18 protein-coding genes are annotated in these 19,406 nt (G+C 57.8%); 7 read left to right on the forward strand and 11 right to left on the reverse strand.

What is annotated here, in order from left to right:
* Positions 1-152 precede the first annotated feature (152 nt).
* On the forward strand, positions 153-425 hold the full coding sequence (locus CHB79_RS13990; protein ID WP_010487664.1) for a TfoX/Sxy family protein: 273 nt from the start codon (positions 153-155) through the stop codon (positions 423-425).
* Between the two features lie 105 nt (positions 426-530).
* Positions 531-1,328 (forward strand): Crp/Fnr family transcriptional regulator, encoded by a 798-nt coding sequence (locus CHB79_RS13995; protein WP_010487662.1) that lies wholly within the window; start codon positions 531-533, stop codon positions 1,326-1,328.
* Between the two features lie 549 nt (positions 1,329-1,877).
* On the opposite strand, the gene CHB79_RS14000 is transcribed toward CHB79_RS13995, so the two are convergent.
* From CHB79_RS14000 to CHB79_RS14020, 5 genes are all read right to left on the reverse strand, one after another.
* Positions 1,878-2,762: a ChaN family lipoprotein gene (locus CHB79_RS14000; RefSeq protein ID WP_089360387.1), complete on the reverse strand. Its 885-nt coding sequence runs from the start codon at positions 2,760-2,762 to the stop codon at positions 1,878-1,880.
* A 9-nt stretch (positions 2,763-2,771) separates the two neighbouring features.
* Positions 2,772-3,494: a heme ABC transporter ATP-binding protein gene (locus tag CHB79_RS14005; protein WP_425439607.1), complete on the reverse strand. Its 723-nt coding sequence runs from the start codon at positions 3,492-3,494 to the stop codon at positions 2,772-2,774.
* Between the two features lie 44 nt (positions 3,495-3,538).
* Positions 3,539-4,570, reverse strand: coding sequence for a FecCD family ABC transporter permease (locus CHB79_RS14010; RefSeq protein WP_089360388.1), 1,032 nt, complete (start codon positions 4,568-4,570; stop codon positions 3,539-3,541).
* Positions 4,567-5,421, reverse strand: a complete 855-nt coding sequence (locus CHB79_RS14015) for a heme/hemin ABC transporter substrate-binding protein (RefSeq protein ID WP_425439608.1) — start codon at positions 5,419-5,421, stop codon at positions 4,567-4,569. The genes CHB79_RS14010 and CHB79_RS14015 overlap by 4 nt, the downstream gene beginning before the upstream one ends.
* A 111-nt stretch (positions 5,422-5,532) precedes the next feature.
* On the reverse strand, positions 5,533-6,597 hold the full coding sequence (locus CHB79_RS14020) for a hemin-degrading factor (protein WP_089360389.1): 1,065 nt from the start codon (positions 6,595-6,597) through the stop codon (positions 5,533-5,535).
* Between the two features lie 194 nt (positions 6,598-6,791).
* On the opposite strand from CHB79_RS14020, the gene CHB79_RS14025 reads away from it, so the two are divergent.
* Both CHB79_RS14025 and CHB79_RS14030 read left to right on the forward strand, forming a co-directional pair.
* Entirely contained in the window at positions 6,792-9,101 is a 2,310-nt protein-coding gene (locus tag CHB79_RS14025) for a TonB-dependent hemoglobin/transferrin/lactoferrin family receptor (protein ID WP_089360390.1), read from the forward strand.
* A gap of 190 nt (positions 9,102-9,291) precedes the next feature.
* Complete coding sequence (locus CHB79_RS14030) at positions 9,292-9,609, forward strand: Rieske (2Fe-2S) protein (protein WP_089360391.1); 318 nt, start codon at positions 9,292-9,294, stop codon at positions 9,607-9,609.
* A gap of 18 nt (positions 9,610-9,627) precedes the next feature.
* On the opposite strand, the gene sfsA is transcribed toward CHB79_RS14030, so the two are convergent.
* Together sfsA and CHB79_RS14040 are read right to left on the reverse strand one after the other, a co-directional pair.
* Positions 9,628-10,338, reverse strand: a complete 711-nt coding sequence (gene sfsA / locus CHB79_RS14035; RefSeq protein ID WP_089360392.1) for a DNA/RNA nuclease SfsA — start codon at positions 10,336-10,338, stop codon at positions 9,628-9,630.
* Positions 10,328-11,509: a pyridoxal phosphate-dependent aminotransferase gene (locus CHB79_RS14040; protein WP_089360393.1), complete on the reverse strand. Its 1,182-nt coding sequence runs from the start codon at positions 11,507-11,509 to the stop codon at positions 10,328-10,330. The genes sfsA and CHB79_RS14040 overlap by 11 nt, the downstream gene beginning before the upstream one ends.
* Positions 11,510-11,892: 383 nt before the next feature.
* On the opposite strand from CHB79_RS14040, the gene dksA reads away from it, so the two are divergent.
* The 3 genes from dksA to CHB79_RS14055 all read left to right on the forward strand — a co-directional run bounded on the left by dksA (position 11,893) and on the right by CHB79_RS14055 (position 13,900).
* The gene (gene dksA / locus CHB79_RS14045; protein WP_010487649.1) at positions 11,893-12,336 is read left to right on the forward strand and encodes an RNA polymerase-binding protein DksA; all 444 of its coding nucleotides are present in this window, start codon (positions 11,893-11,895) and stop codon (positions 12,334-12,336) included.
* Between the two features lie 92 nt (positions 12,337-12,428).
* Complete coding sequence (gluQRS, locus tag CHB79_RS14050; RefSeq protein ID WP_089360394.1) at positions 12,429-13,316, forward strand: tRNA glutamyl-Q(34) synthetase GluQRS; 888 nt, start codon at positions 12,429-12,431, stop codon at positions 13,314-13,316.
* A gap of 50 nt (positions 13,317-13,366) precedes the next feature.
* The gene (locus CHB79_RS14055) at positions 13,367-13,900 is read left to right on the forward strand and encodes a hypothetical protein (RefSeq protein ID WP_010487646.1); all 534 of its coding nucleotides are present in this window, start codon (positions 13,367-13,369) and stop codon (positions 13,898-13,900) included.
* Positions 13,901-13,948: 48 nt separating this feature from the next.
* On the opposite strand, the gene CHB79_RS14060 is transcribed toward CHB79_RS14055, so the two are convergent.
* The 4 genes from CHB79_RS14060 to dctP all read right to left on the reverse strand — a co-directional run bounded on the left by CHB79_RS14060 (position 13,949) and on the right by dctP (position 19,208).
* Entirely contained in the window at positions 13,949-15,118 is a 1,170-nt protein-coding gene (locus CHB79_RS14060) for an iron-containing alcohol dehydrogenase (protein ID WP_089360395.1), read from the reverse strand.
* A gap of 7 nt (positions 15,119-15,125) precedes the next feature.
* On the reverse strand, positions 15,126-16,514 hold the full coding sequence (locus CHB79_RS14065) for an aldehyde dehydrogenase family protein (RefSeq protein ID WP_089360396.1): 1,389 nt from the start codon (positions 16,512-16,514) through the stop codon (positions 15,126-15,128).
* A gap of 51 nt (positions 16,515-16,565) precedes the next feature.
* A complete protein-coding gene (locus CHB79_RS14070; protein WP_089360397.1) occupies positions 16,566-17,939 on the reverse strand; it encodes a glutamine synthetase family protein in 1,374 nt (457 codons plus the stop codon).
* A gap of 219 nt (positions 17,940-18,158) precedes the next feature.
* The gene (gene dctP / locus CHB79_RS14075; protein WP_010487638.1) at positions 18,159-19,208 is read right to left on the reverse strand and encodes a TRAP transporter substrate-binding protein DctP; all 1,050 of its coding nucleotides are present in this window, start codon (positions 19,206-19,208) and stop codon (positions 18,159-18,161) included.
* Between the last annotated feature and the right edge of the window lie 198 nt (positions 19,209-19,406).

Consider the following 19,406-nt stretch of genomic DNA (forward strand, 5'->3'; position numbering starts at 1 on the left):
TGGCATCCAATACAGGACAGATGTCGCCGCGCGCCCGCACAAGCCCCAAGATGTCAATTCGCCACACATTTCTCAGTGTGCCGCTACACTTTCGTTCAAGTACACAAAGGCGATAGCTGCTAATCGCACATGGGCGGCGCCATGGAGGCTCAATGAACGACGAGCTGCAACACTTGAAAAACTTGGGGAAAACGTCTGCCCAATGGCTACATGCCTCGGGTATCCACAGCGCCAATGACTTGCGCAGGCTCGGTGCAGTCAGTGCATACCGGGCGGTAAAGGCACGGGGTTTCAGGGCGTCCAAAGTGTTGCTTTACTCAATCGAGGGTGCACTGCTGGACGTCTACTGGAACGAACTGCCAGAGGACCACAAAGCCAAATTAAATGGCCAACTAGACGCAGGAAGCTCGCGCAATAAGAGCTAGCTCACAACCTCCGCCAAGAGTGATTTACCAAAACGGCTGCCCAGCATATTGTCGGAGGGATGTTCGTGCGTTTATGCCTGCCAAGCCAGTTCAAGGAATCACATTATGTATCTACTCGGGGAGCAACCCGCTTACGCCGACCAGTTGATCAACCGACTGCAGAGTATTCCCAGTCAATTGCTCGAAGGTTTGGCCCCCTCAGGCGAGATCATCCATGTGGAACAAAGCGATGACTTGAGTGAGCATCTACCCGACAACACACTATTTGTCATTGAAAATGGCTTGCTTCACGCACTGGTAGATGAACGCCCCCTGTTCTACCTGCAAGAAGGCGATCTCCTCGGCCTGCGCCAAGGCCTAGACCTGCCAAGCTGCCGCTATAGCTGCGATGAACCCCTGAGCCTGATCCCCTATTCACGCAGCGAAGCCTTCAAGCACATCCATGCCGACCCGAGTCGCCAGGACTTGCTGATCCAATACCTGATCGGCCACACCGCACTGCTGTCAGATGCCCTGGCGCGCTTGAAGCAGCCGGAAATTCGCCCCTCTACCGGCTTCCAGCATTTTGCCGCCGGCGAAGAACTGATTCACCAGGGCGACGAAGCCGAACATGTATTCGTGATTATCGAAGGCCATGCCGAGGCCTTTGTTGACGGGCAAAAAGTGGGGGATGTGCAGAAAGACGAGATATTCGGTGCCATGGCTGTCTTCACTCACGAACCACGCAGCGCCACGGTTATTGCATCTGAAGCCTGCACCGTCATGCTGATTCCCAAAGACCAGTTCCTCAGCCTGATGCAAAGTAACCCGCGCATTGCCCACAGCCTGATAGAGAACATGGCCAGGCGCATCGACCTGCTTAATAAAGAAGTCACCCAGCTGCGCTTAAGCAACGAAGCCTAGTCTTTCAGGTTAAAGCAAAGCCGGCCAAGCGCCGGCTTTGCTGCATCTGGAACATGCAAAAACACCCACGCCCAAAAAACTGATTGTGACAGTTGACATGATAATGAGAATTGTTATTATTAACTCAACTGGTCGCGAGATCAGCCGATACGCTCTAGAGACCTTCAGTCGGACTCTCCAGCTTATCTCCTCATCAGGCTAATCACGGTTATTGACCCGGCACTTTGCCGGGTCTTTTTTTGCCTGCGCAAAGGCCTTTGAAATTAATTTGCCCAGACTGTTGACTTGATAATGAGAATTGTTATTATTCAAGCATCTGGTCGCGAGATCAGCTGATAAGCTCAGGAGTTCCTCAGTCGGACTCTTCAGATTATCTCCTCATCAGGCTAATCACGGTTATTGACCCGGCACTTTTGCCGGGTCTTTTTTTACCTGGGAAAAAGCGCCCGCATCAGGCTAGCCGCCAAGTCATCAAACGGAGCCTGACCAGGGAATGATTGCCTGGTGGGCAAGCTTCGCGTTGTCGCACCCTACATGCGGATCTCAATGCTAGCGCTTACGCATTTCAGCACAATAGTCCTTATCTTCTACCGCGGCGGTATACCAGACGTAATCCGCCTGTTCGGCGCTAACCGCTTTACCCACTTCACTGAAAATCAGTACTGCGCTGGTCGCGGTATCGCCCAAGTCACGCAAATGCACAGGCACGCCCAGGTCGCGGCGAGCATGGAAGGCTCCGGCCAGCAAGATCGCCGGTTTATCTGCCTGTTGCAGGCCCACGGCCATGCGCCGGTCACGCTGCTGTTGCACCGCCAGCATGGCTGGCAACTGGCTGTCGGGAAGCAAGCCACAATGGGACTCGCGGATTTGCTCAAGCAATGGCTCCCGCACTGCGGCAGAGCTTGAAGCCGAGCCACTGAGTTGCGGCTGCTTGCGGTAGATCTGCATCATCTCGTCGCGGTTCAGGTTGGCGGCTAGCACAGGCGCAGGTTGCGCCAATGCATAACGCACAATGGGCCCGTACATGGACCAGTCCCAGCCGTCCTGCCAACCCAGGGCTTTGGGCAAGTCCGCTATTGGCTGGCCCTCACCTGAAGCAGCTTGTGCTTGATCAACCGCCTGTTGCTGGCCGCTGGTGAGCATTTCCATCAGAACGCTGCCCTGCTTACGTTGACTGGCGAGAGCACGCAATAGCCACAACTCCAATGCGTGATGGTCGGGATTATCATGCTGCTCGCCAACCAGCACCTGGTCGACGGCCGAGAGCCGCTCAACCAGTTCGGTCGCGGTCAATGTCCGTCCACTGCGCAGATCCTCGATCTGCCCCAGGTTGCTGGCGTCTCGCCCTTGTGGACTTTGCCAGTCAGGCAGCGGTGCCAACGCAGCCTGACAACCGGCAAGCAGGCCGATACAGATCAATAGCCCCAATCGCATACCAGGTCCTTATCGTGCAATCACCAATGGGTGGCCCCGTTCTGGGTGCTGTTGGATCAACACCTCAAGGCCAAATACATCACGTAGCGGCCCGGCCTGGAGCACCTCTGCCGGACTGCCAAGCAAGCAGGCCTGGCCACGGTCGAGCAGTAACAGCTGATCACAATAGCGCGCTGCAAGGTTCAGGTCATGCAAGATCACCATTACCGCTGCGCCGCCTTCGGCAAAGGTGCGCGTGGCCTGCAATGTGGTGTGTTGATGCAGTGGATCAAGCATCGAAGTGGGTTCATCGAGCAGCAGGGTTTGCCCTTCAACACCGGGCCACAACTGGGCGAGCACACGCGCCAAATGCACCCGCTGGCGCTCGCCGCCGGACAACGCCAGGTAACTGCGCCCCGCCAAATGCGCAGCATCCGCAGCGGCCAGGGCCTGGCCGATAATTTCCATATCTCGTGCTGCGCCACTGGCATGTGGCAGACGGCCCATTGCCACAACCTCCTCGACCAGAAAACCAAAGCTCAACGTTGAGCTCTGCGGCAGCACGGCCAGGCGCCGAGCCCTTTCGCTACCGGACCATTGCGCCAGGCGCTGCTGGTCGAGGTAAACCTCACCCTGCGCCGCCTCAAGCTCGCCGCTCAATGCGCCGAGCAAAGTACTTTTGCCCGCCCCATTGGGGCCAAGCACACCAAGCACCTGGCCAGGTTGCAGCTGCAGGGTAATACCGGATAGCACGGTACAAGGGCCGCGCCTGACCGCTAAATTCTCGGCTCGCAACATCAGGCACGTCCTCTCAACAATAAATACAGGAAGAACGGCGCACCGATCAGCGCGGTCACTATGCCGATCGGCAACTCTGCCGGCGCCAGCACCAGGCGTGCCAACAAGTCGGCAAAGAGCAATAGACTCGCCCCCGCCAGTGCAGAGGCAGGCAACAACAGGCGATGGTCCGGCCCAGCCAACAAGCGGACCAGATGCGGAACAACCAGGCCGATAAATCCAATCATTCCAGCCGCCGCCACCGCTGCGCCGACACCAAGGGCGGTACAGAGCACCAGTTCACGCTTGACCCGCTCGACCTCAATGCCTAGATGCCGGGCCTCGGACTCTCCGAGCAACAATGCATTCAATGCACTGGCCCGGCGCGGTAGCCACAAGCCAACGCCAAGGGTGACAACCAGCAATGGCCACAGGCGCGGGTAGCTGGCGCCATTGAGGCTGCCCAGGTTCCAGAATGTCAGGGTGCGCAGCGTTGCGTCATCGGCCAGGTAGGTAAACAGGCCAATGGCTGCGCCAGCCAAGGCAGTCAGGGCAATGCCCGCCAGCAACATGGTGCCGACATGGGTAACGCCATCGCGTCGGCCCAGCCGATAGACCATGGCGGTCACCAGCAAACCGCCAGCGAATGCACAGACCGACAACAGATAGGGTGAAATTGCCGCCGGAATCCCGCCGAGCATGGCACCACCGACAATCGCCACTGCTGCCCCCAGGGCCGCACCACTCGACACACCGACTAAACCGGGGTCGGCCAGGGGGTTGCGAAACAGGCCTTGCATCGCCACCCCGCACAGCGCCAGGACACAGCCCACTGCCGCGCCCAACAGGCTGCGCGGCATGCGGATCTGCTCAATGATCAACTGCGCCTGCTCGGCACCTGCGACAGGAAACCCCAGCAGATTAAGCAAGGCTTTAGCGGTATCGGCGAGGGACAGGCTGACCGGCCCCAACGCCAGGGATAAGCTGAATGCGCACAACAGCAACACGCCCAGTGCGATAAGCAATGGACGCGGTTTGACAACTAGATTCATGGGGTCAACTTGGCGTCGGCGGTCAAAGGTTGGCTCTCAGGATAAAAGGCTGCGGACAAGGCCGCCAGTCCATCCGGCAAACGCGGCCCCAAACCACCCACCAGCAGCGTCGGGTCCAGCCCAATAAGACGCCCATGCCGTGCCGCCCGAGTCGCGGCCAATCCTGGGTTTTGCTTGAGCAAGGCTTGCTTGGCCTGCTCGCCCTCAAGGCTACGGTCGGCAATCACTATAACCTGCGGGTCCAGCCCAACCAGCGCCTCGCTGGACAGGGCCTTATATCCCTGGTGACTGGCCAGATTGATGCCACCCGCCTGCTTGATGAGCCAATCTGCCGAAGTATCGACGCCACCCGCCATTGGGCTGCCGCCGCTATGCCCCAGCAGCAACAATACGGTCGGCGCGGCTTCATGTGCCTGCGCCTGACTCACCCACTGCTGCTGGCGTTGCAGGCGCTGTTGATAAGCGTCGAATACAGACTGCGCACCTTTGGTATCGCCCAATAATTGACCAATACGTTGCAGGTTGGCTTGCAATGCCGGTAACTGCGGACTGACCGATACACGCTCGATATCAACGCCCGCAGCCTGCAACTGAGCAAGCACGGGCGGCGGCCCCATTTCATCGCTCCCGAGCAGCAAGTCCGGTTTCAGCGCGAGAATGCCTTCGGCGGCGAGTTGACGTTGATAACCAATGCTTGGCAGTTCTCGCAACGCAGCCGGATGCTGACTGGTGGTGTCGACCCCGACCAGCTTCGACTCACCGCCCAGCTCGACCACCCACTCGCTGATCGAACCACCCGCACTCACCCAGCGCTGCGGCAATGGCTCTGCCTGGGCGATCCCCCAAAACATAACGCCTGCCGCCACACTCAAAACAAACCCGCCAATACCTATGTTCATAAATCCCATGCCACCTGTCCGCTTGAGGCGCCTGCTGACACCGCTGCCAAAAATCAATGGAAACTAGTGCGTTGCCGCTGGAAGCGACTCAACCAGTTCACGCCAGGTTCTAAGTTCCGGGATGCCCGGCTTGCGTGCGCCAAATAGCTGGATGACCAACTCGCCCTCGGCATCGAAGGCTTCAAGGCTGGTGATAACACCATCGCTGCTGGGTTTACGTACACGCCACAACTCGGTGATAGCTGGCGTTTTGAGGTGCAGATTGAACTCCGGGTCCAGTACATTGAACCAGGTATCCATCCACCGTAACTTGCTGATCGGCCCGGAATGAATCTGGATGCAATGACGGTTGCCAACAAACACCATGATGCCGATGTCGCGCTCCCCCGCCAGCTCCAACGCGCGGGTCAACTCGCTCGGGTCCAGAGATTCAGCCCATTCATTGCCCGCTAGGCGCAGCGCCTGGGTCCGCGCAGCACCGTGTTTTTTCAACAAGGCAAAAAAATGGTGGGTGTCTTTAAGTGCAGACCAGCCCTGACGTAACCCTTGCTGATCAATCTCGCTGTCTGGCCTTACAACCAACGGCTCAGGTCGCGCTTGCAGCTGTAGCTCGGCACTTTGTTGCGGGGCTCGGAAACGCTCGACCAAAGGCTCCCAGGCAGCGAGTTCACTGGTATCAGTGAGAAATACCTTGTGGATCGCCATGCCTTGATGGTCGAACACCTGAATACTGCGCTGAATGCCTTTGTCAGTCTGCTCGGCGATAGCAAATACACTGTTCCATCCACCCAGAAACAAGCGCAGATCAATATCCGCCGACACCACCAGGCCCATTTGCCCGCCAGCACTCACGGTCACCTCGCGATAAAAGCCTTTGCGCTCATGCACGCAATGCTCGTTGCGGGTTAAAGCCATCACATAACCCAAGTCGCCCAGTGCCGGCAGCAACTGCGCCCAGTCAGGGCGCAATCGCACGGTATCGACAGCCAATCGGCTGGCAACCAGTTCAGCCTCACTGACACTCAAGTGCGCAGCCGCATCGCGTGCGCGCAGTCGAGGCTGAGCGCCACGTAGTTGTTGCCAGTTTCGATATAGATCACAGACCTGTGACGAGTTGAGATTGCTCATGACTGAACGGCTCCTAATGAACGGTTTTTCCACTGCCGCACGACGAATGTCTGCGCCAGCAAGGGACGGTTGGCATTTTTTCTTTACTAATTAGATTTGATAATCATTTGCATTAGCATATCAATCTCATTACTGTTTGCGCAAATTCCAACAAGCACTCACAGAAGCTGCCCAACACACCTTTAGGAGTTTTCATGTTTGCTACAGCACCCTTCCCCTTGCGTTCATACCTGGCGCTTATGTTGCTCGGCCCTTCCTTAAGCCTTGCGGCAACAGAACCGGCCAAACTCGCCGACACAGAGGTCACCGGGACACCCATACAAGCGCCTTTGCCGACCACCACACGCACCGATGCCGAAGCGCTGGACAAGCGTTTTATTCGCAGTTTTGACGACCTGGGGCGGCGCTCGGAACCGGGGGTAAATTTCAACCGCAACAATGAGAGCATCAATATTCGCGGGCTTGACCGCGATCGTGTGCTGACCACAATCGACGGGATTCGCGTGCCCTGGATGACGGATGGCGCACGCAGCCAGGGGCCAACTGGCGGTGCCCAGGGCGGCTTGGATGCAATTGATTTCAACAGTTTGTCGGCGGTGGATATCGTTCGCGGCGCCAACTCCAGCCAGGCAGGCTCAGGCGCCCTCGGTGGTGCAGTGCAACTGTTCACCCTCAACCCGGATGACCTGCTCAGCGAAGGACAAGACTTCGCAACCCTGGCCAAAACCGACTACGACAGCGCAGACAATAGCTGGGGGCTCAATGCAGCGCTGGCGGGCCGCTACAACCACACCAAATGGTTACTGCAAGCAGGCAAACGCCAAGGCGACGAGCTCGAAACCTCGGGGAACGACAACCTGCTGGGCGCCGGGCGCACCGAGGCCAACCCTGCAGATGTCGACCGGCACAATGCCTTGCTCAAGCTGCAGCAAGGCTTCGATGGTGGTCACCAGCTAGGTTTCACCGCCGAATACTTCAAGCGCGAAAATGACATCGACACCCGCACTGGCCAAGGCAGTACTTATCTGGCCGGTGAAAACAGCACCCAGGAAGACACCAAGCGCCAACGCCTGTCGCTGGACTATGACTTCAAGGCACAAGACAGTGACGGCTGGCTCGACCGTGCCCATGCAATCACCTACTGGCAGAAAATCGAGCGTGAAGACGACCAGGATGCCGTGCGCGCCCTCGACTCCCGTGCAGGTATTCCCGACTTTGTATTCCAGATGTTTGGCTTGCCAGAAAACCCCTACAAATACCCAAGCGGGGTTTTCCAGCGTAACAACCGTATCGAGAAAACCCTGTATGGCTTCACTGGTGAAGTGGGTAAAAAAAAGCAGTTGGTGGGCCTGGATCATGACTTCAGCCTGGGCGGCGAACTGTATTGGATCGAAACCCAGCAAGCCTCAAAAGGCCAGGATAACTGCCCGGCCAACCTGGTTTCACCCTCGCCGAGCTCACCCGTCTACATGGGCCCGAGCGCGTGTGATTTCCTGCACACCAACCAGGCCGACAGCCCTGAAGCCAAAGGCCGCCAATGGGCAGTGTACGCTGCAGATGAAATCAGCTTTGCCGATGGGGTATTCAAGCTGACCCCGGGCTTGCGCTACGACGCCTATAAAGTCGAACCCGACGCAGGCGGCGACTACGCCGATAACGTCAACCCCAATAACAACTCGTCCCTTACCGACAGTGATGACAGCAAGCTGTCCGCCAGCCTGTTGGCCACCTGGCAGGTGGCCGAGCAAGCGCTGCTTTATGCGCAATGGGCACAAGGTTTCAAAGCACCGGACGCCACCCAGCTGTACATGAACTACGGCGCCTCGGGTACTTATCTGCGCGTGGGCAACCCGGATCTCAAGCCAGAAGAAAGCAACGGTTACGAGGTGGGCGGTCAATTCGGCAACAACCAGTTGGGCGGTTCGCTAAGCCTGTTCGACAACCATTACAAGAACTTTATTGATGAAGGCGTGCTGCTCGACAGCCAGCAAGTTGCCGATCTTGGCCTGGATGCCGCTGATTATCCATTCGGTGTGACCCGTACTGAAAACCGCGACAAAGTGCGCATCTACGGCGCCGAAGCGACCGCACACTGGGGCTTTAGCAAGGACTGGAAACTTTGGGGGGCAGTGGCCTGGGCGCGTGGCGAAGACCGCAAGACCAATCAAGACCTGAACTCGGTTGCGCCGCTGACCACCACCCTCGGCCTGAGCTACGAGCATGAGCGCTTTGGCAGCGACTTGATGCTGACCGCAGCCAGCGCTCGCGACAAGGTCGAGACAGACGCCGACTTTAAAGCCCCGGGCTACGGTGTCGTTGACATGACCGCCTATTGGCAGCCCGCAGCGTTGGACGGCGTCAAGCTGCAAGCGGGTGTCTTCAACATCCTCGACAAGAAATACTGGAATGCACTGAACGTACCAGACGGCGCGCTCGTCCAACCCGATGACTACTACAGCGAAGTCGGGCGCAGCGTAAGGGTGTCGGCCTCCTGGCAGTACTAATGAACCGCGAGAAACGGTGGATAGAAAAGCGCCACCCTACCCGGCTCAACCCAAACGCCGTCAGTAGGCTGTTACAACGCGAAGCTTGCCCACCACGGCGCAACCCAGGCTTTCAAATTGCGCAAGGATGCGCACCCTATTCGCCTCCCCGCTAGATGCGTGATAATGCGCACTAATTGTGGAGAGCCTCATGATCTACCTATGCGCCAGCACGGCGCTTGCAGAAAGCCAGAGCCTTGGTTTTGAAGTGGCAGGGCAACAAATCCTGATCGTGCGCAAGGATGCCCAGCTGTTTGCCTATCACAACAGCTGCCCCCATCGCGGCGTCCCCCTGGAATGGCAGCCCAACCAGTTTCTCGACAGCAGCGCCAGCTTGATCCAATGCGCAACCCATGGCGCCTTGTTCCTGATCGAGTCGGGCGAATGCGTCACCGGGCCGTGCGAAGGTCAATCATTGGCGACCGTTGACTGCGGTGAAGACGCCCAGGGTATCTGGGTCAAGCTGTGACAGCAGGCTGCGCCAAGACTAAAGCCCAATGACGGGCAAGGGCCGCACCAACGTTATCCCCAAGGGGCTGATATCCACCCCATACGCCAGCACTTCGACGCCAGCCTGCCTGGCTTCAAGCAAAGCAGCGGCATAGGCCGGGTCGATTTCACTGGCGGCGCGTACTGCGGTAATACCCGACAGATTGACGCAATAAAGCTGCACCGCACGCACCCCATCCCTGGCCAGGGCGGCCAATTCACGCAGGTGCTTGGCTCCGCGCTCGGTACGCGCATCTGGAAAAGCCGCCACATCGCTATCGGCAAAGCCCAGGGTAACGCTTTTAACTTCCACGAAGGCAAAGCCTGAAGGGTATTGAAGCCGAAAATCAATCCGGCTGCGCTCCTGCCCGTAAGGCACTTCGCGCTTGAGCGCTGTAAAACCGCTCAGTTCGGCAATCCGCCCAGCCAGCAGCGCCTCTTCAACCAGGGTATTGGCCCGCGCTGTATTGATACAGGCCAGCCGCCCGTGCGGGGTCTCGCCTATTTCCCAACTACCGGGCAGCTTGCGCTTCGGATCACTGGAGCGGCTAAACCAAATCCGCGCGCCTTCGCTCATGCAATTGAGCATTGAGCCGGTGTTCGCGCAGTGGATGGTCAGCAACTCGCCGCTGCTGGTTTCGATATCAGCCAAAAAGCGCTTGTACCGGCGCAGCAAGCGCCCTTCCTCAAGCGGCGGATCAAACTGCATGGCCACTCCAGCTTTTTAGGCCACGGGCAATACGTTCGACCGCTTCCTGCAAGCGCGGCAGGCTTTGCGTATAGGCAAAGCGCACATGTTGCGTCGCTTGATGACGGCCAAAGTCCAGGCCGGGCGTAAACGCCACGTGCTCGGAATCAAGAAAGTGCTCGCAAAATGCAAAGGCATCGCCACCAAACGCCGAGATATCTGCATATAGATAGAAGGCGCCTTCGGGCTCTACCGCAATTTTAAAGCCCAGCTCCCGCAATGCCGGCAGCAAGAAATCACGCCGCTTTGCAAACTGTTCGCGGCGTTGCTCGAGAATGTCGATAGTCGCCGGCTCGAAACAGGCAAGCGCGGCATGTTGCGCCATGCTCGGCGCGCTGATGTAGAGATTTTGCGCCAGCTTCTCAAGCTCGGGCACAGCCGCTTCAGGCGCGACCATCCAGCCCAGGCGCCAGCCGGTCATACCGAAGTATTTTGAGAAGCTGTTAAGCACGAAGGCTTGATCATCGACTTCCAGCACGCTGCTGGCATCCACGCCATAAGTCAGACCGTGGTAAATCTCATCAACCACCAGGTGGCCACCCCGTTGCTTCACCGCTTGCGATAAGCCTGCCAACTCATCGCGCTGCAAGATCGTCCCGGTCGGGTTGGCCGGTGATGCAACCAGGGCCCCGACACTGGAGCTGTCCCAGTGCCGCGCAACCAGCTCGGGCGTCAGTTGATAGCGCACCTCAGGGCCCACCGGAACCAACTGCGCCGCGCCTTCGATCAAACGCAGGAAATGCCGGTTACAGGGATAACCCGGATCAGCCAACAGCCAATACTTGCCTGGATCGACCAACAAGCTGCTGGTCAATAGCAAGGCACCTGAGCCACCTGGGGTAATCAGGATTCGCTGCGGATCGATATCGAGCCCATAGCGCTGGGCATAGAAACCCGAGATTGCTTCACGCAACTGCACAATGCCCCGGGCCGGGGTATAGCGAGTGTGGCCCGCAGCCAAGGCGGCCTGTCCGGCAGCCACGATAGGCGCGGCCGTGGTGAAGTCGGGCTCGCCAATTTCAAGGTGGATGACATCATGACCCTCCGCCTGCAACTGGTTGGCGCGGGCCAACAGCGCCATCACATGGAAGGGTTCGATCGCGCGACTGCGTGCACTATAGGATTGGGCCATGAAGTTGCCTTGGCAGGTAAACAAACGCTGGAGTCTAACCAACCGACAGGAAAAACGGCAGTGACCTGCGCTGAAAAGCCCTAATACGAAATAAAAACACTTAAATCTTCGGTTTATAAGCTTCTTGTTTAAACAAACGGCGAAAACCGCTGGAAGCCATCTATTACAGGCTTCTACTGCGGATGCAAAAGCGGATTACCAATAAAAACAGAGGCATATATGCCCATCAAGCCCACAAAAGCGTGACGTGCTAGACAACCGGGAGTAGCGCGATGGGTATTGATCTGGTAAGTTCGCCCGCTTGCAGCCGCAGGGCCGACTGAAAGTCGGCAAAGGGATATCATCCTGCGCAGTAGAATTGAGAAAGTGAGAGGCGGTCATCCATGCCCACCAAAGCAAAAGCAAAAAGCGGTCAACTGATCCGTGGCTTCGAACCCTACCAAGAGAGCAAGGGTGAAGAGTACATGGGTGAGCCCATGCGTGCGCATTTTACCGGCATCCTCAACAAGTGGAAGCTGGAACTGATGCAAGAAGTCGATCGCACTGTGCATCACATGCAGGACGAGGCAGCCAACTTTCCTGATCCAGCCGATCGTGCAAGCCAGGAAGAAGAGTTCAGCCTGGAACTGCGCGCGCGTGATCGCGAGCGCAAGCTGATCAAGAAGATTGACGAGACCCTGCAGCTGATCGAAGACGAAGATTACGGCTGGTGTGAGTCCTGCGGCGTTGAAATTGGCATCCGCCGACTTGAAGCCCGCCCAACCGCTACACTTTGCATTGACTGCAAAACCCTAGCGGAAATCAAAGAAAAACAGGTCGGTTCCTGATCTGGAAAACGGGGTGCCAAGGCACCCCGTTTTGATTCTCCCCGTGCCGTTTCCGTCGCGCACACTTGCCTGCATCAGGCTGGCTCGCTCCCATGAATAATCCTGACTACATCGGACGCTTCGCTCCCACTCCAAGCGGTTACCTTCACTTCGGTTCACTGGTCGCAGCCCTGGCGTCCTATCTCGACGCGCGCGCGGTGGGTGGCCGCTGGCTGGTACGGATGGAGGATCTCGATCCGCCCCGTGAAATGCCCGGCGCTCAAGCGGCGATCATGACATCGCTGGAGAACTACGGATTCGAATGGGATGGCGAATTAGTGCGCCAGAGCGAGCGCCATGAACACTACCAGCATGTTCTAGAAAGCCTTTTCAACCAAGGCCTGGCCTACGCCTGCACCTGCTCGCGCAAAGAGTTGGAGACCTACCAGGGTGTCTACCCAGGTTTTTGCCGCAATCTCGGCAAGCCACTCGACAATGCGGCAATCCGCTTGCGCGTACCCGAGCTGAGCTATCACTTTACCGATCGCGTGCAGGGTGAGTTTCGCCAGCATTTGGGCCGGGAAGTCGGCGACATGGTGATTCGCCGCCGCGACAGCTTGTACGCCTACCAACTGGCAGTGGTGATCGATGATGCCTGGCAAGGCATTACCGATGTCGTTCGCGGCGCAGACCTGCTCGACTCAACCCCGCGCCAGTTGTATTTGCAGGAGCTGCTGGGTTTCGCCCAACCGCGTTACTTGCATGTCCCACTGATTATCCAGCCCGATGGCCACAAACTGGGTAAATCCTATCGTTCTCCGCCACTCCAGGCCGAGCAGGCAACCGCCCAGTTGCTTCGCGCCATGCGAACCCTGGGCCAGGCAACGCCGGACGATGCCACGGGCTCCAGCCCCGGCGAATTACTGAAATGGGCGACCCAACACTGGGACAGCAGCCTGATACCGCGCAAGCTAACCTTGGCTGAGGCCCACTTGCGCTAGATACGCCCTATATTCTCAACCACCGCTCTGATACATACACAGGATGCCAGATGAAAACCCAGCTCGAAGAATTGATCAGTAAAATTAGCTCGGGTTGCATGCTCCCTGAAGAAGTGGCAAAGATCGCTGATGAAGCGGCGCAAGCCTATGCCGACCCGCAAGCGTTCCTGGCGGCCAACCCGGACATCAACTATGACGAGAGCTTTCCCATTCCACTGGGCGAATGGGTGGTGATCGGTAGCCTGCCGGAAACCGTGCTGTTTCAGGCCGACAGCTACGACGCGCTGTTCCAGCAGATTGTCGACTCGTTCGGGCCACAGGTCAGCTTTGTACTCAAGCCCAAGCAACTGGTGAAAGTCGAACCGCTGAAAGCGCTTAACCGTATCCAGGTGCAACTCGGCAGCCTCAGCCCGGAAACCAAGGGTTATGTGCTGGTTGACTTGAGCGAGCCGCTGGATGACGAGTTACAGGCAGTACTGGTTTACAGCACTGACCTTGAGCGTGTCATGGCCCTGGCGGTTGAAGTTGGGATCTACGCCGCGCCGTCCTATGAAGCACTGAAAGCGGCGCAAGCCGAACAATAGGCAGCACTGCGCCGATCATTGGTCGGCGCAGCGGTATTGCTAGAAAAGCTATAACTTGCCGTCCAGCGCCCGCAAGAACAATTGACTGTATTGCGCCGCGCTGAATGCAATGGGATTGGTGCCTGCCGAAGCATCAGCCTGGGCCATGCTGCCGACACGCTCGATCTGGGTATCGTCGATACCAATCTCGACCAGGCTGTGCGGAATGCCCAGTTCCTCACGCAGCGCCAGCACCCAGTCAAGCACACCGTTGAACCCCTGCCCCGGCAAATCCAGGTAGCGTGCCAGCTTCTCCATCTGCGGCGCGATCTGGGCCTTGTTCGCCTGCAGCACATAGGGCATCAGCACCGCGTTTAGCAAGCCATGGTGGGCGTCATACAGGGCGCCAAGCGGATGCGCCAGCGCATGCATGGCGCCAAGCCCACGTTGAAATGCCGTCGCGCCCATGCTCGAGGCCACCAGCATCTGCAAACGCGCCTCGACATCATCGCCATGGGCAACCGCTCGCGGCAAAAACTGCTGCACCAGGCGCATGCCTTCGAGCGCAATACCTTCAGCCATTGGGTGAAACAAGGGTGAGCAATAGGCTTCAAGGTTGTGTGACAGCGCATCCATGCCCGTTGCGGCAGTGATCCTGGCGGGCAAGCCCAAGGTCAATTCCGGGTCGAGTATCACCACAGCCGGGAGCATTCGTGCGTGGAAAATGATCCGCTTGATATGAGCCTCGGCATCAGTGATCACCGAGGCACGCCCGACTTCGCTGCCCGTGCCGGCGGTGGTCGGTACCGCAACCACCGGCGCCATGCCGGCGACATTCACCCGGTTGCAGTTGTCGCCGATGTCTTCAAAGTCCCACAGCGGTCGGTCTTGCCCAACCATCAGTGCAATGGCTTTACCGGCATCCAAGGCCGAGCCACCGCCAAAGGCAATTACCCCGTCGTGCCCGCCGGCCTTGAACGCTGCAACACCAGCCATGACATTGTCCCCGGTAGGGTTGCCTTTAATGGCCGAGAACACGCCGACATTGAGACCGCTGTCACGACACTGCGCCCTTGCGGCTTCAATCATCGGCAATGCGGCGAGACCAGGGTCGGTCACTATCAGCGGTGCCTGCATCCCCAGGCTGCTGCAGGCCTGCGCCAATTCGGCGATACGCCCGACACCCACTCGCATGGCAGTCGGATAGTTCCAGTTCATCCGGTACTGATCATGACTCATATCAACCTCACAATTCGGTTTTGAAGTGGAAGGATTTTGCCCGGGTCAGGTGCTCGAAGCCGACACTGGACAAGGTGCAGCCACGCCCTGAGTTTTTCACTCCGGTCCAGGCCAGCGCGGGGTCCAGATAATCACAGCGATTGAGAAACACAGTGCCCGCCTGGACTTGATCGGCCAACGCCATTGCCCCGTCTATATCGCGACTGAAAATTGCCGCAGTCAAGCCAAACTCGCTGTCGTTCATCAGGGCCAGGGCTTCTTCATCATCCTTGACCTTCTGCACCCCCACCACCGGGCCAAAAGATTCCTCGGTCATCACCCGCATGCGGTGGTCGACATCGGTCAGCAGTTGCGGCGCCAGGTAAGCGGTGCCGCGTTTATCCATGGCAAAATCTGCCGGATCAATATGTGCAGTGGCGCCCTGACGCGTTGCCTCCTCGATTTGCCCACGAACAAAATCAGCGGCCTGGGGCTTTACCAAGGGGCCCAAGGTGGTTTCCGGGTCATCGGAACGGCCCAGCTTGTAGGTTTTGACCAACGCCACCGCCTGTTTGACGAAGTCCTCATACAGCGACTCATGCACATAAATGCGCTCGATCGCGCAACAGGATTGCCCTGAATTGAAAAAGGCCCCGTCGATGGTGGTTTCAACGGCATGGCTCAAGTCTGCATCGGCGCGCACATAAGCCGGGTCTTTCCCGCCCAGTTCCAGCCCGGTGCTGATAAAGCGCCCGGCTGCGGCACGCTCGACCATCTTCCCGCCCGGCACCGAACCGGTAAACGCCACGTGCTGCACGGCGGGAGCCTGTATCAACTTTTCTGTGTCTGCATGGCTCAGGTGCAAATACTGGAAGACCCCTTTCGGCAGCCCGGCCTCATGGAATGCCGCCACCATGCGCTCAGAACACAGTGGCGTCTGCGCGGAATGTTTAAGCAATACCGTGTTACCGGCCAACAATGCCGGGAGCACCGCATTTACAGAAGTGAGGTAAGGGTAATTCCAGGGTGCAATGACCAGCGCGACACCCAGCGGCTCACGACGGATAAACCGAATGAAACCGGCTTTGTCGGGAAGCTGGATATCCGCCAATGCCTGCTCGGCGATATCGGCCATATAACTGGCGCGCTCGACAAAACCTTTGATTTCGCCAGCGGCGTAGCGAATTGGGCGGCCCATCATCCAGCACAACTCTTGCGCCAGCAGGCCTTCTTTAGCGCTAAAGATATCGATCGCCTTGCGGGCAATGGCGATTCGCTCGCTCAAGGGCGTCTGCTTCCAGTGCAGCTGGGCTTTGTCAGCCTGTGCCAAAGCCGCCTCTATTTCATGGGCTGTCGCCAGTTCCCGCTCGACATAGACCGAGCCATCAATCGGTGAAATACATTTCAAGCTAGCCATAAAACACTCCAAAAAGAGGATTCTTAGCGACGGGACGTTGACCCAACGGCCCTAGATAATTTCAAAGTAGCGCTCCAGCTCCCAATCACTGACATGGCGGCGGTATTCACGCTCTTCCCACTCGCGACTCGCCGCAAAGTGCTCGACAAAAGCATCGCCAAACATCTCCCGGGCGGCGCTTGAAGCTCTTAACCGCTGAGCGGCGTCCCACAAGGTGCGTGGCAGGGCCAAATGCTCGGGATGCTTCTGTTCGTAGGCGTTACCCACGATGGGCTCGGTCGGCTGCCACTTTTGCATCACACCATACAGGCCCGATGCCAATGCCACGGATAACGCCAGATAAGGATTGGCGTCCGCCGCGCCGAGGCGGTACTCCTGGCGCTGCGACTTGTCGCTGCCGGGAATGACCCGCAGCGCAGCCGTACGATTCTCGACCCCCCAGGTCGCATCGGTCGGCGCCCAGAAACCCGGGATCATGCGCCGATAGCTATTGAGCGTAGGCGCGACCATGCACAAGAACTCCGGCATCAAGCGCTGTTGGCCTGCCAGGAAGTGGCGTTGCACTTCGCTCATGTTGTGCGCTTGGCTCGGGTCGAAAAAGGCCGACTTGCCATTGCTGCGATTACGCAGCGAAACATGGATATGCCCACTCTGCCCTGGATATTTCCCCGACCACTTGGCCATGAAAGTCGCCATCAAGCCATTACGCTGGGCCAACACTTTCATAAAGGTCTTGAACAGCGCGCCCTTGTCGGCAGCGTCGGCGGCGTGGTCATAGGCAATTGCGGCCTCAAGCACGCCGGGCCCGGTTTCTGTGTGCAGGCCTTCGATGGGGAAATCCATGATTTCCGACATTTCGAGAATCTGATGGTAAAGCTCGGCGTGCACCGAATTGCGAACCATCGAATAGCCAAACCAGTCCGGGGTGAAGGGTTTGAGGTTGCGGTAGCCCTTTTCGCGCACCGACTCGGGTGTTTCATCAAACATGAAAAACTCGTATTCCAGTGCTGCAAATGGGTCATAGCCCATGTCCTGGCAACGCTGGATAACCTTGCGCAAAGTACCGCGCGGGCAGACCGCTTCAGCTTGCTGGTCAAACTCGGCAAGGAACAACAGCATGCCGTTCTCGAACGGAATATCGCGGCAGGTCTGCGGCAGGATCCGCACCGGCGCATCGGGGTAACCCGTATGCCAGCCGGTGTAGCTGGCATTGTCGTAGAGCTGGTCTTTGACATCCCAGCCGAGCACCACATCGCAGAATGCAAAACCATGCTCCAGCGATGAGTAGAATTTGCTGCGGCTCATGTATTTACCGCGCATGACGCCGTCGTTATCGAACAGACCGACTTTGATATGACTCAGGTTTCGCTCCTCGATAATGCGCTTGGCATCCTCGATGGTTTTCACATCCCGCGGATTGAGCATGATGCCCCCTGTCTAATTGTTATGACCGACATCCCTGTCGATTTAGCGAACACATGAACTGGATGGATGATGGATTGCTTTGCCTGGAATCGCTGAAAAGGAGTATTCCAAGCAGCGCGTCAACACACTGATAGCTGGTGCAGTGGTTTTTCAGCGCTTCCCTGAACGCACAACGCCCGAGCCCGCTCGATCTCAGGCTCAGGCGTACCGGCCAAACGGTTATCGATACGGCGAACCGGCCTTGGCCATCAGTGCGTTGTATTTTTTGAATATCTCGACCACCTTGGCGCAGCGCGGGCTGGTCTTGGCAATTTCATCCCAGAACACTTGGGCTTCGTCTTCGACCTTTTTCCACTGTTCAGGTGGAATGCTGGTCAATTGCAACTTGCTGCCCTCGACACGCAACTGCGCCTCGCCGCCCCAATACCAGTGCTGGCGGTAGTAGTTTGAGCTGTCCATGCACAGTTTGAACAAGGTCTGCAGATGCTCCGGCACCTCGGCCCATTTTTCTGAATTAGCAAAGTAGGAACCGCACCAGGCGCCCGAAATATTATTGGTCAGGAAGTACTTGGTGACGTTGGCCCAGCCGACGGTGTAGTCCTCGGTGATGCCTGACCAGGCGATGCCATCGAGCTCGCCGGTTTGCACTGCCACCTCGACATCCTCCCAAGGCAGCGTTACCGGAATCACGCCAAAACGTGCAAGGAACTTGCCTGCGGTTGGAAAGGTGAAAATGCGCTTGCCCTTGAGATCATCAAGGCTCTTGATCGGTTCAACAGTGGCGAAGTTGCACGGGTCCCATGCACCAGCGCCGAGCCAGGTCACGCCCTCCACCTCACCGTAGGCTTCCTCCCAGATTTCCTTGAGGCCGTACTGCTCGAACAACACCGGCACATCCAGGCTGTAGCGCGTTGCAAAGGGAAAGTAACCGCCAAACACCGCAACATCGACCGGTGCTGCAATTGAGTCATCATCGCTTTGCACCGCATCGATGGTGCCGCGCTGCATGGCGCGAAACAGCTCCCCTGTCGGGACCAGTTGATCAGCAAAATACAGCTGAATTTCCATCTGGCCATTGGCTGCTTTATTGAAGGCGTCGATGGACGGCTTGATAACGTGCTCGGCCAGTGCGGGGCCTGCGTAGGTTTGCAATCGCCAGGTGATTTTTTTCGGTTCGGCCGCGTAAATATGCGCCGAACCCAATGCCGTGGCGCCAACTGCGCCGGTAGTCACCGCAGCGGTCTTCAGAAAATCGCGTCTCGTACTCATGCTGTGCTCTCCATAGTGTCGATTCAGATGCAATACAACCGCAGATTGGCGTCCACTCTTAAACAACCTCTGACCACTGCATCAGCTAGCGCCCAACTGACGAGCCGCTTACAACAGACCCTTTGCCAGGGTTTTCAGAGATTCCCTTCGGTGGACACGCTTTATAAGGCTGGCGATCACTCGCTAACCTGGCTGTGC

The sequence above is a fragment of the Pseudomonas segetis genome, assembly GCF_900188155.1.
GTDB lineage: Bacteria > Pseudomonadota > Gammaproteobacteria > Pseudomonadales > Pseudomonadaceae > Aquipseudomonas > Aquipseudomonas segetis.

What these genes read in the sequence shown, in the direction of transcription:
- CHB79_RS14020 (WP_089360389.1), bottom strand. Translation starts at nt 6,597, where the DNA reads ATGAGCAATCTCAACTCGTCACAGGTCTGTGATCTATATCGAAACTGG.
- CHB79_RS14070 (WP_089360397.1), bottom strand. Translation starts at nt 17,939, where the DNA reads ATGCTCAATCCGCGGGATGTGAAAACCATCGAGGATGCCAAGCGCATT.
- sfsA (WP_089360392.1), bottom strand. Translation starts at nt 10,338, where the DNA reads ATGCAGTTTGATCCGCCGCTTGAGGAAGGGCGCTTGCTGCGCCGGTAC.
- gluQRS (WP_089360394.1), top strand. Translation starts at nt 12,429, where the DNA reads ATGAATAATCCTGACTACATCGGACGCTTCGCTCCCACTCCAAGCGGT.
- CHB79_RS14060 (WP_089360395.1), bottom strand. Translation starts at nt 15,118, where the DNA reads ATGAGTCATGATCAGTACCGGATGAACTGGAACTATCCGACTGCCATG.
- CHB79_RS14055 (WP_010487646.1), top strand. Translation starts at nt 13,367, where the DNA reads ATGAAAACCCAGCTCGAAGAATTGATCAGTAAAATTAGCTCGGGTTGC.
- CHB79_RS14030 (WP_089360391.1), top strand. Translation starts at nt 9,292, where the DNA reads ATGATCTACCTATGCGCCAGCACGGCGCTTGCAGAAAGCCAGAGCCTT.
- CHB79_RS14025 (WP_089360390.1), top strand. Translation starts at nt 6,792, where the DNA reads ATGTTTGCTACAGCACCCTTCCCCTTGCGTTCATACCTGGCGCTTATG.
- CHB79_RS14015 (WP_425439608.1), bottom strand. Translation starts at nt 5,421, where the DNA reads ATGTTTTGGGGGATCGCCCAGGCAGAGCCATTGCCGCAGCGCTGGGTG.
- dksA (WP_010487649.1), top strand. Translation starts at nt 11,893, where the DNA reads ATGCCCACCAAAGCAAAAGCAAAAAGCGGTCAACTGATCCGTGGCTTC.
- CHB79_RS14065 (WP_089360396.1), bottom strand. Translation starts at nt 16,514, where the DNA reads ATGGCTAGCTTGAAATGTATTTCACCGATTGATGGCTCGGTCTATGTC.
- CHB79_RS14010 (WP_089360388.1), bottom strand. Translation starts at nt 4,570, where the DNA reads ATGAATCTAGTTGTCAAACCGCGTCCATTGCTTATCGCACTGGGCGTG.
- CHB79_RS14000 (WP_089360387.1), bottom strand. Translation starts at nt 2,762, where the DNA reads ATGCGATTGGGGCTATTGATCTGTATCGGCCTGCTTGCCGGTTGTCAG.
- CHB79_RS13995 (WP_010487662.1), top strand. Translation starts at nt 531, where the DNA reads ATGTATCTACTCGGGGAGCAACCCGCTTACGCCGACCAGTTGATCAAC.
- CHB79_RS14040 (WP_089360393.1), bottom strand. Translation starts at nt 11,509, where the DNA reads ATGGCCCAATCCTATAGTGCACGCAGTCGCGCGATCGAACCCTTCCAT.
- CHB79_RS13990 (WP_010487664.1), top strand. Translation starts at nt 153, where the DNA reads ATGAACGACGAGCTGCAACACTTGAAAAACTTGGGGAAAACGTCTGCC.
- dctP (WP_010487638.1), bottom strand. Translation starts at nt 19,208, where the DNA reads ATGAGTACGAGACGCGATTTTCTGAAGACCGCTGCGGTGACTACCGGC.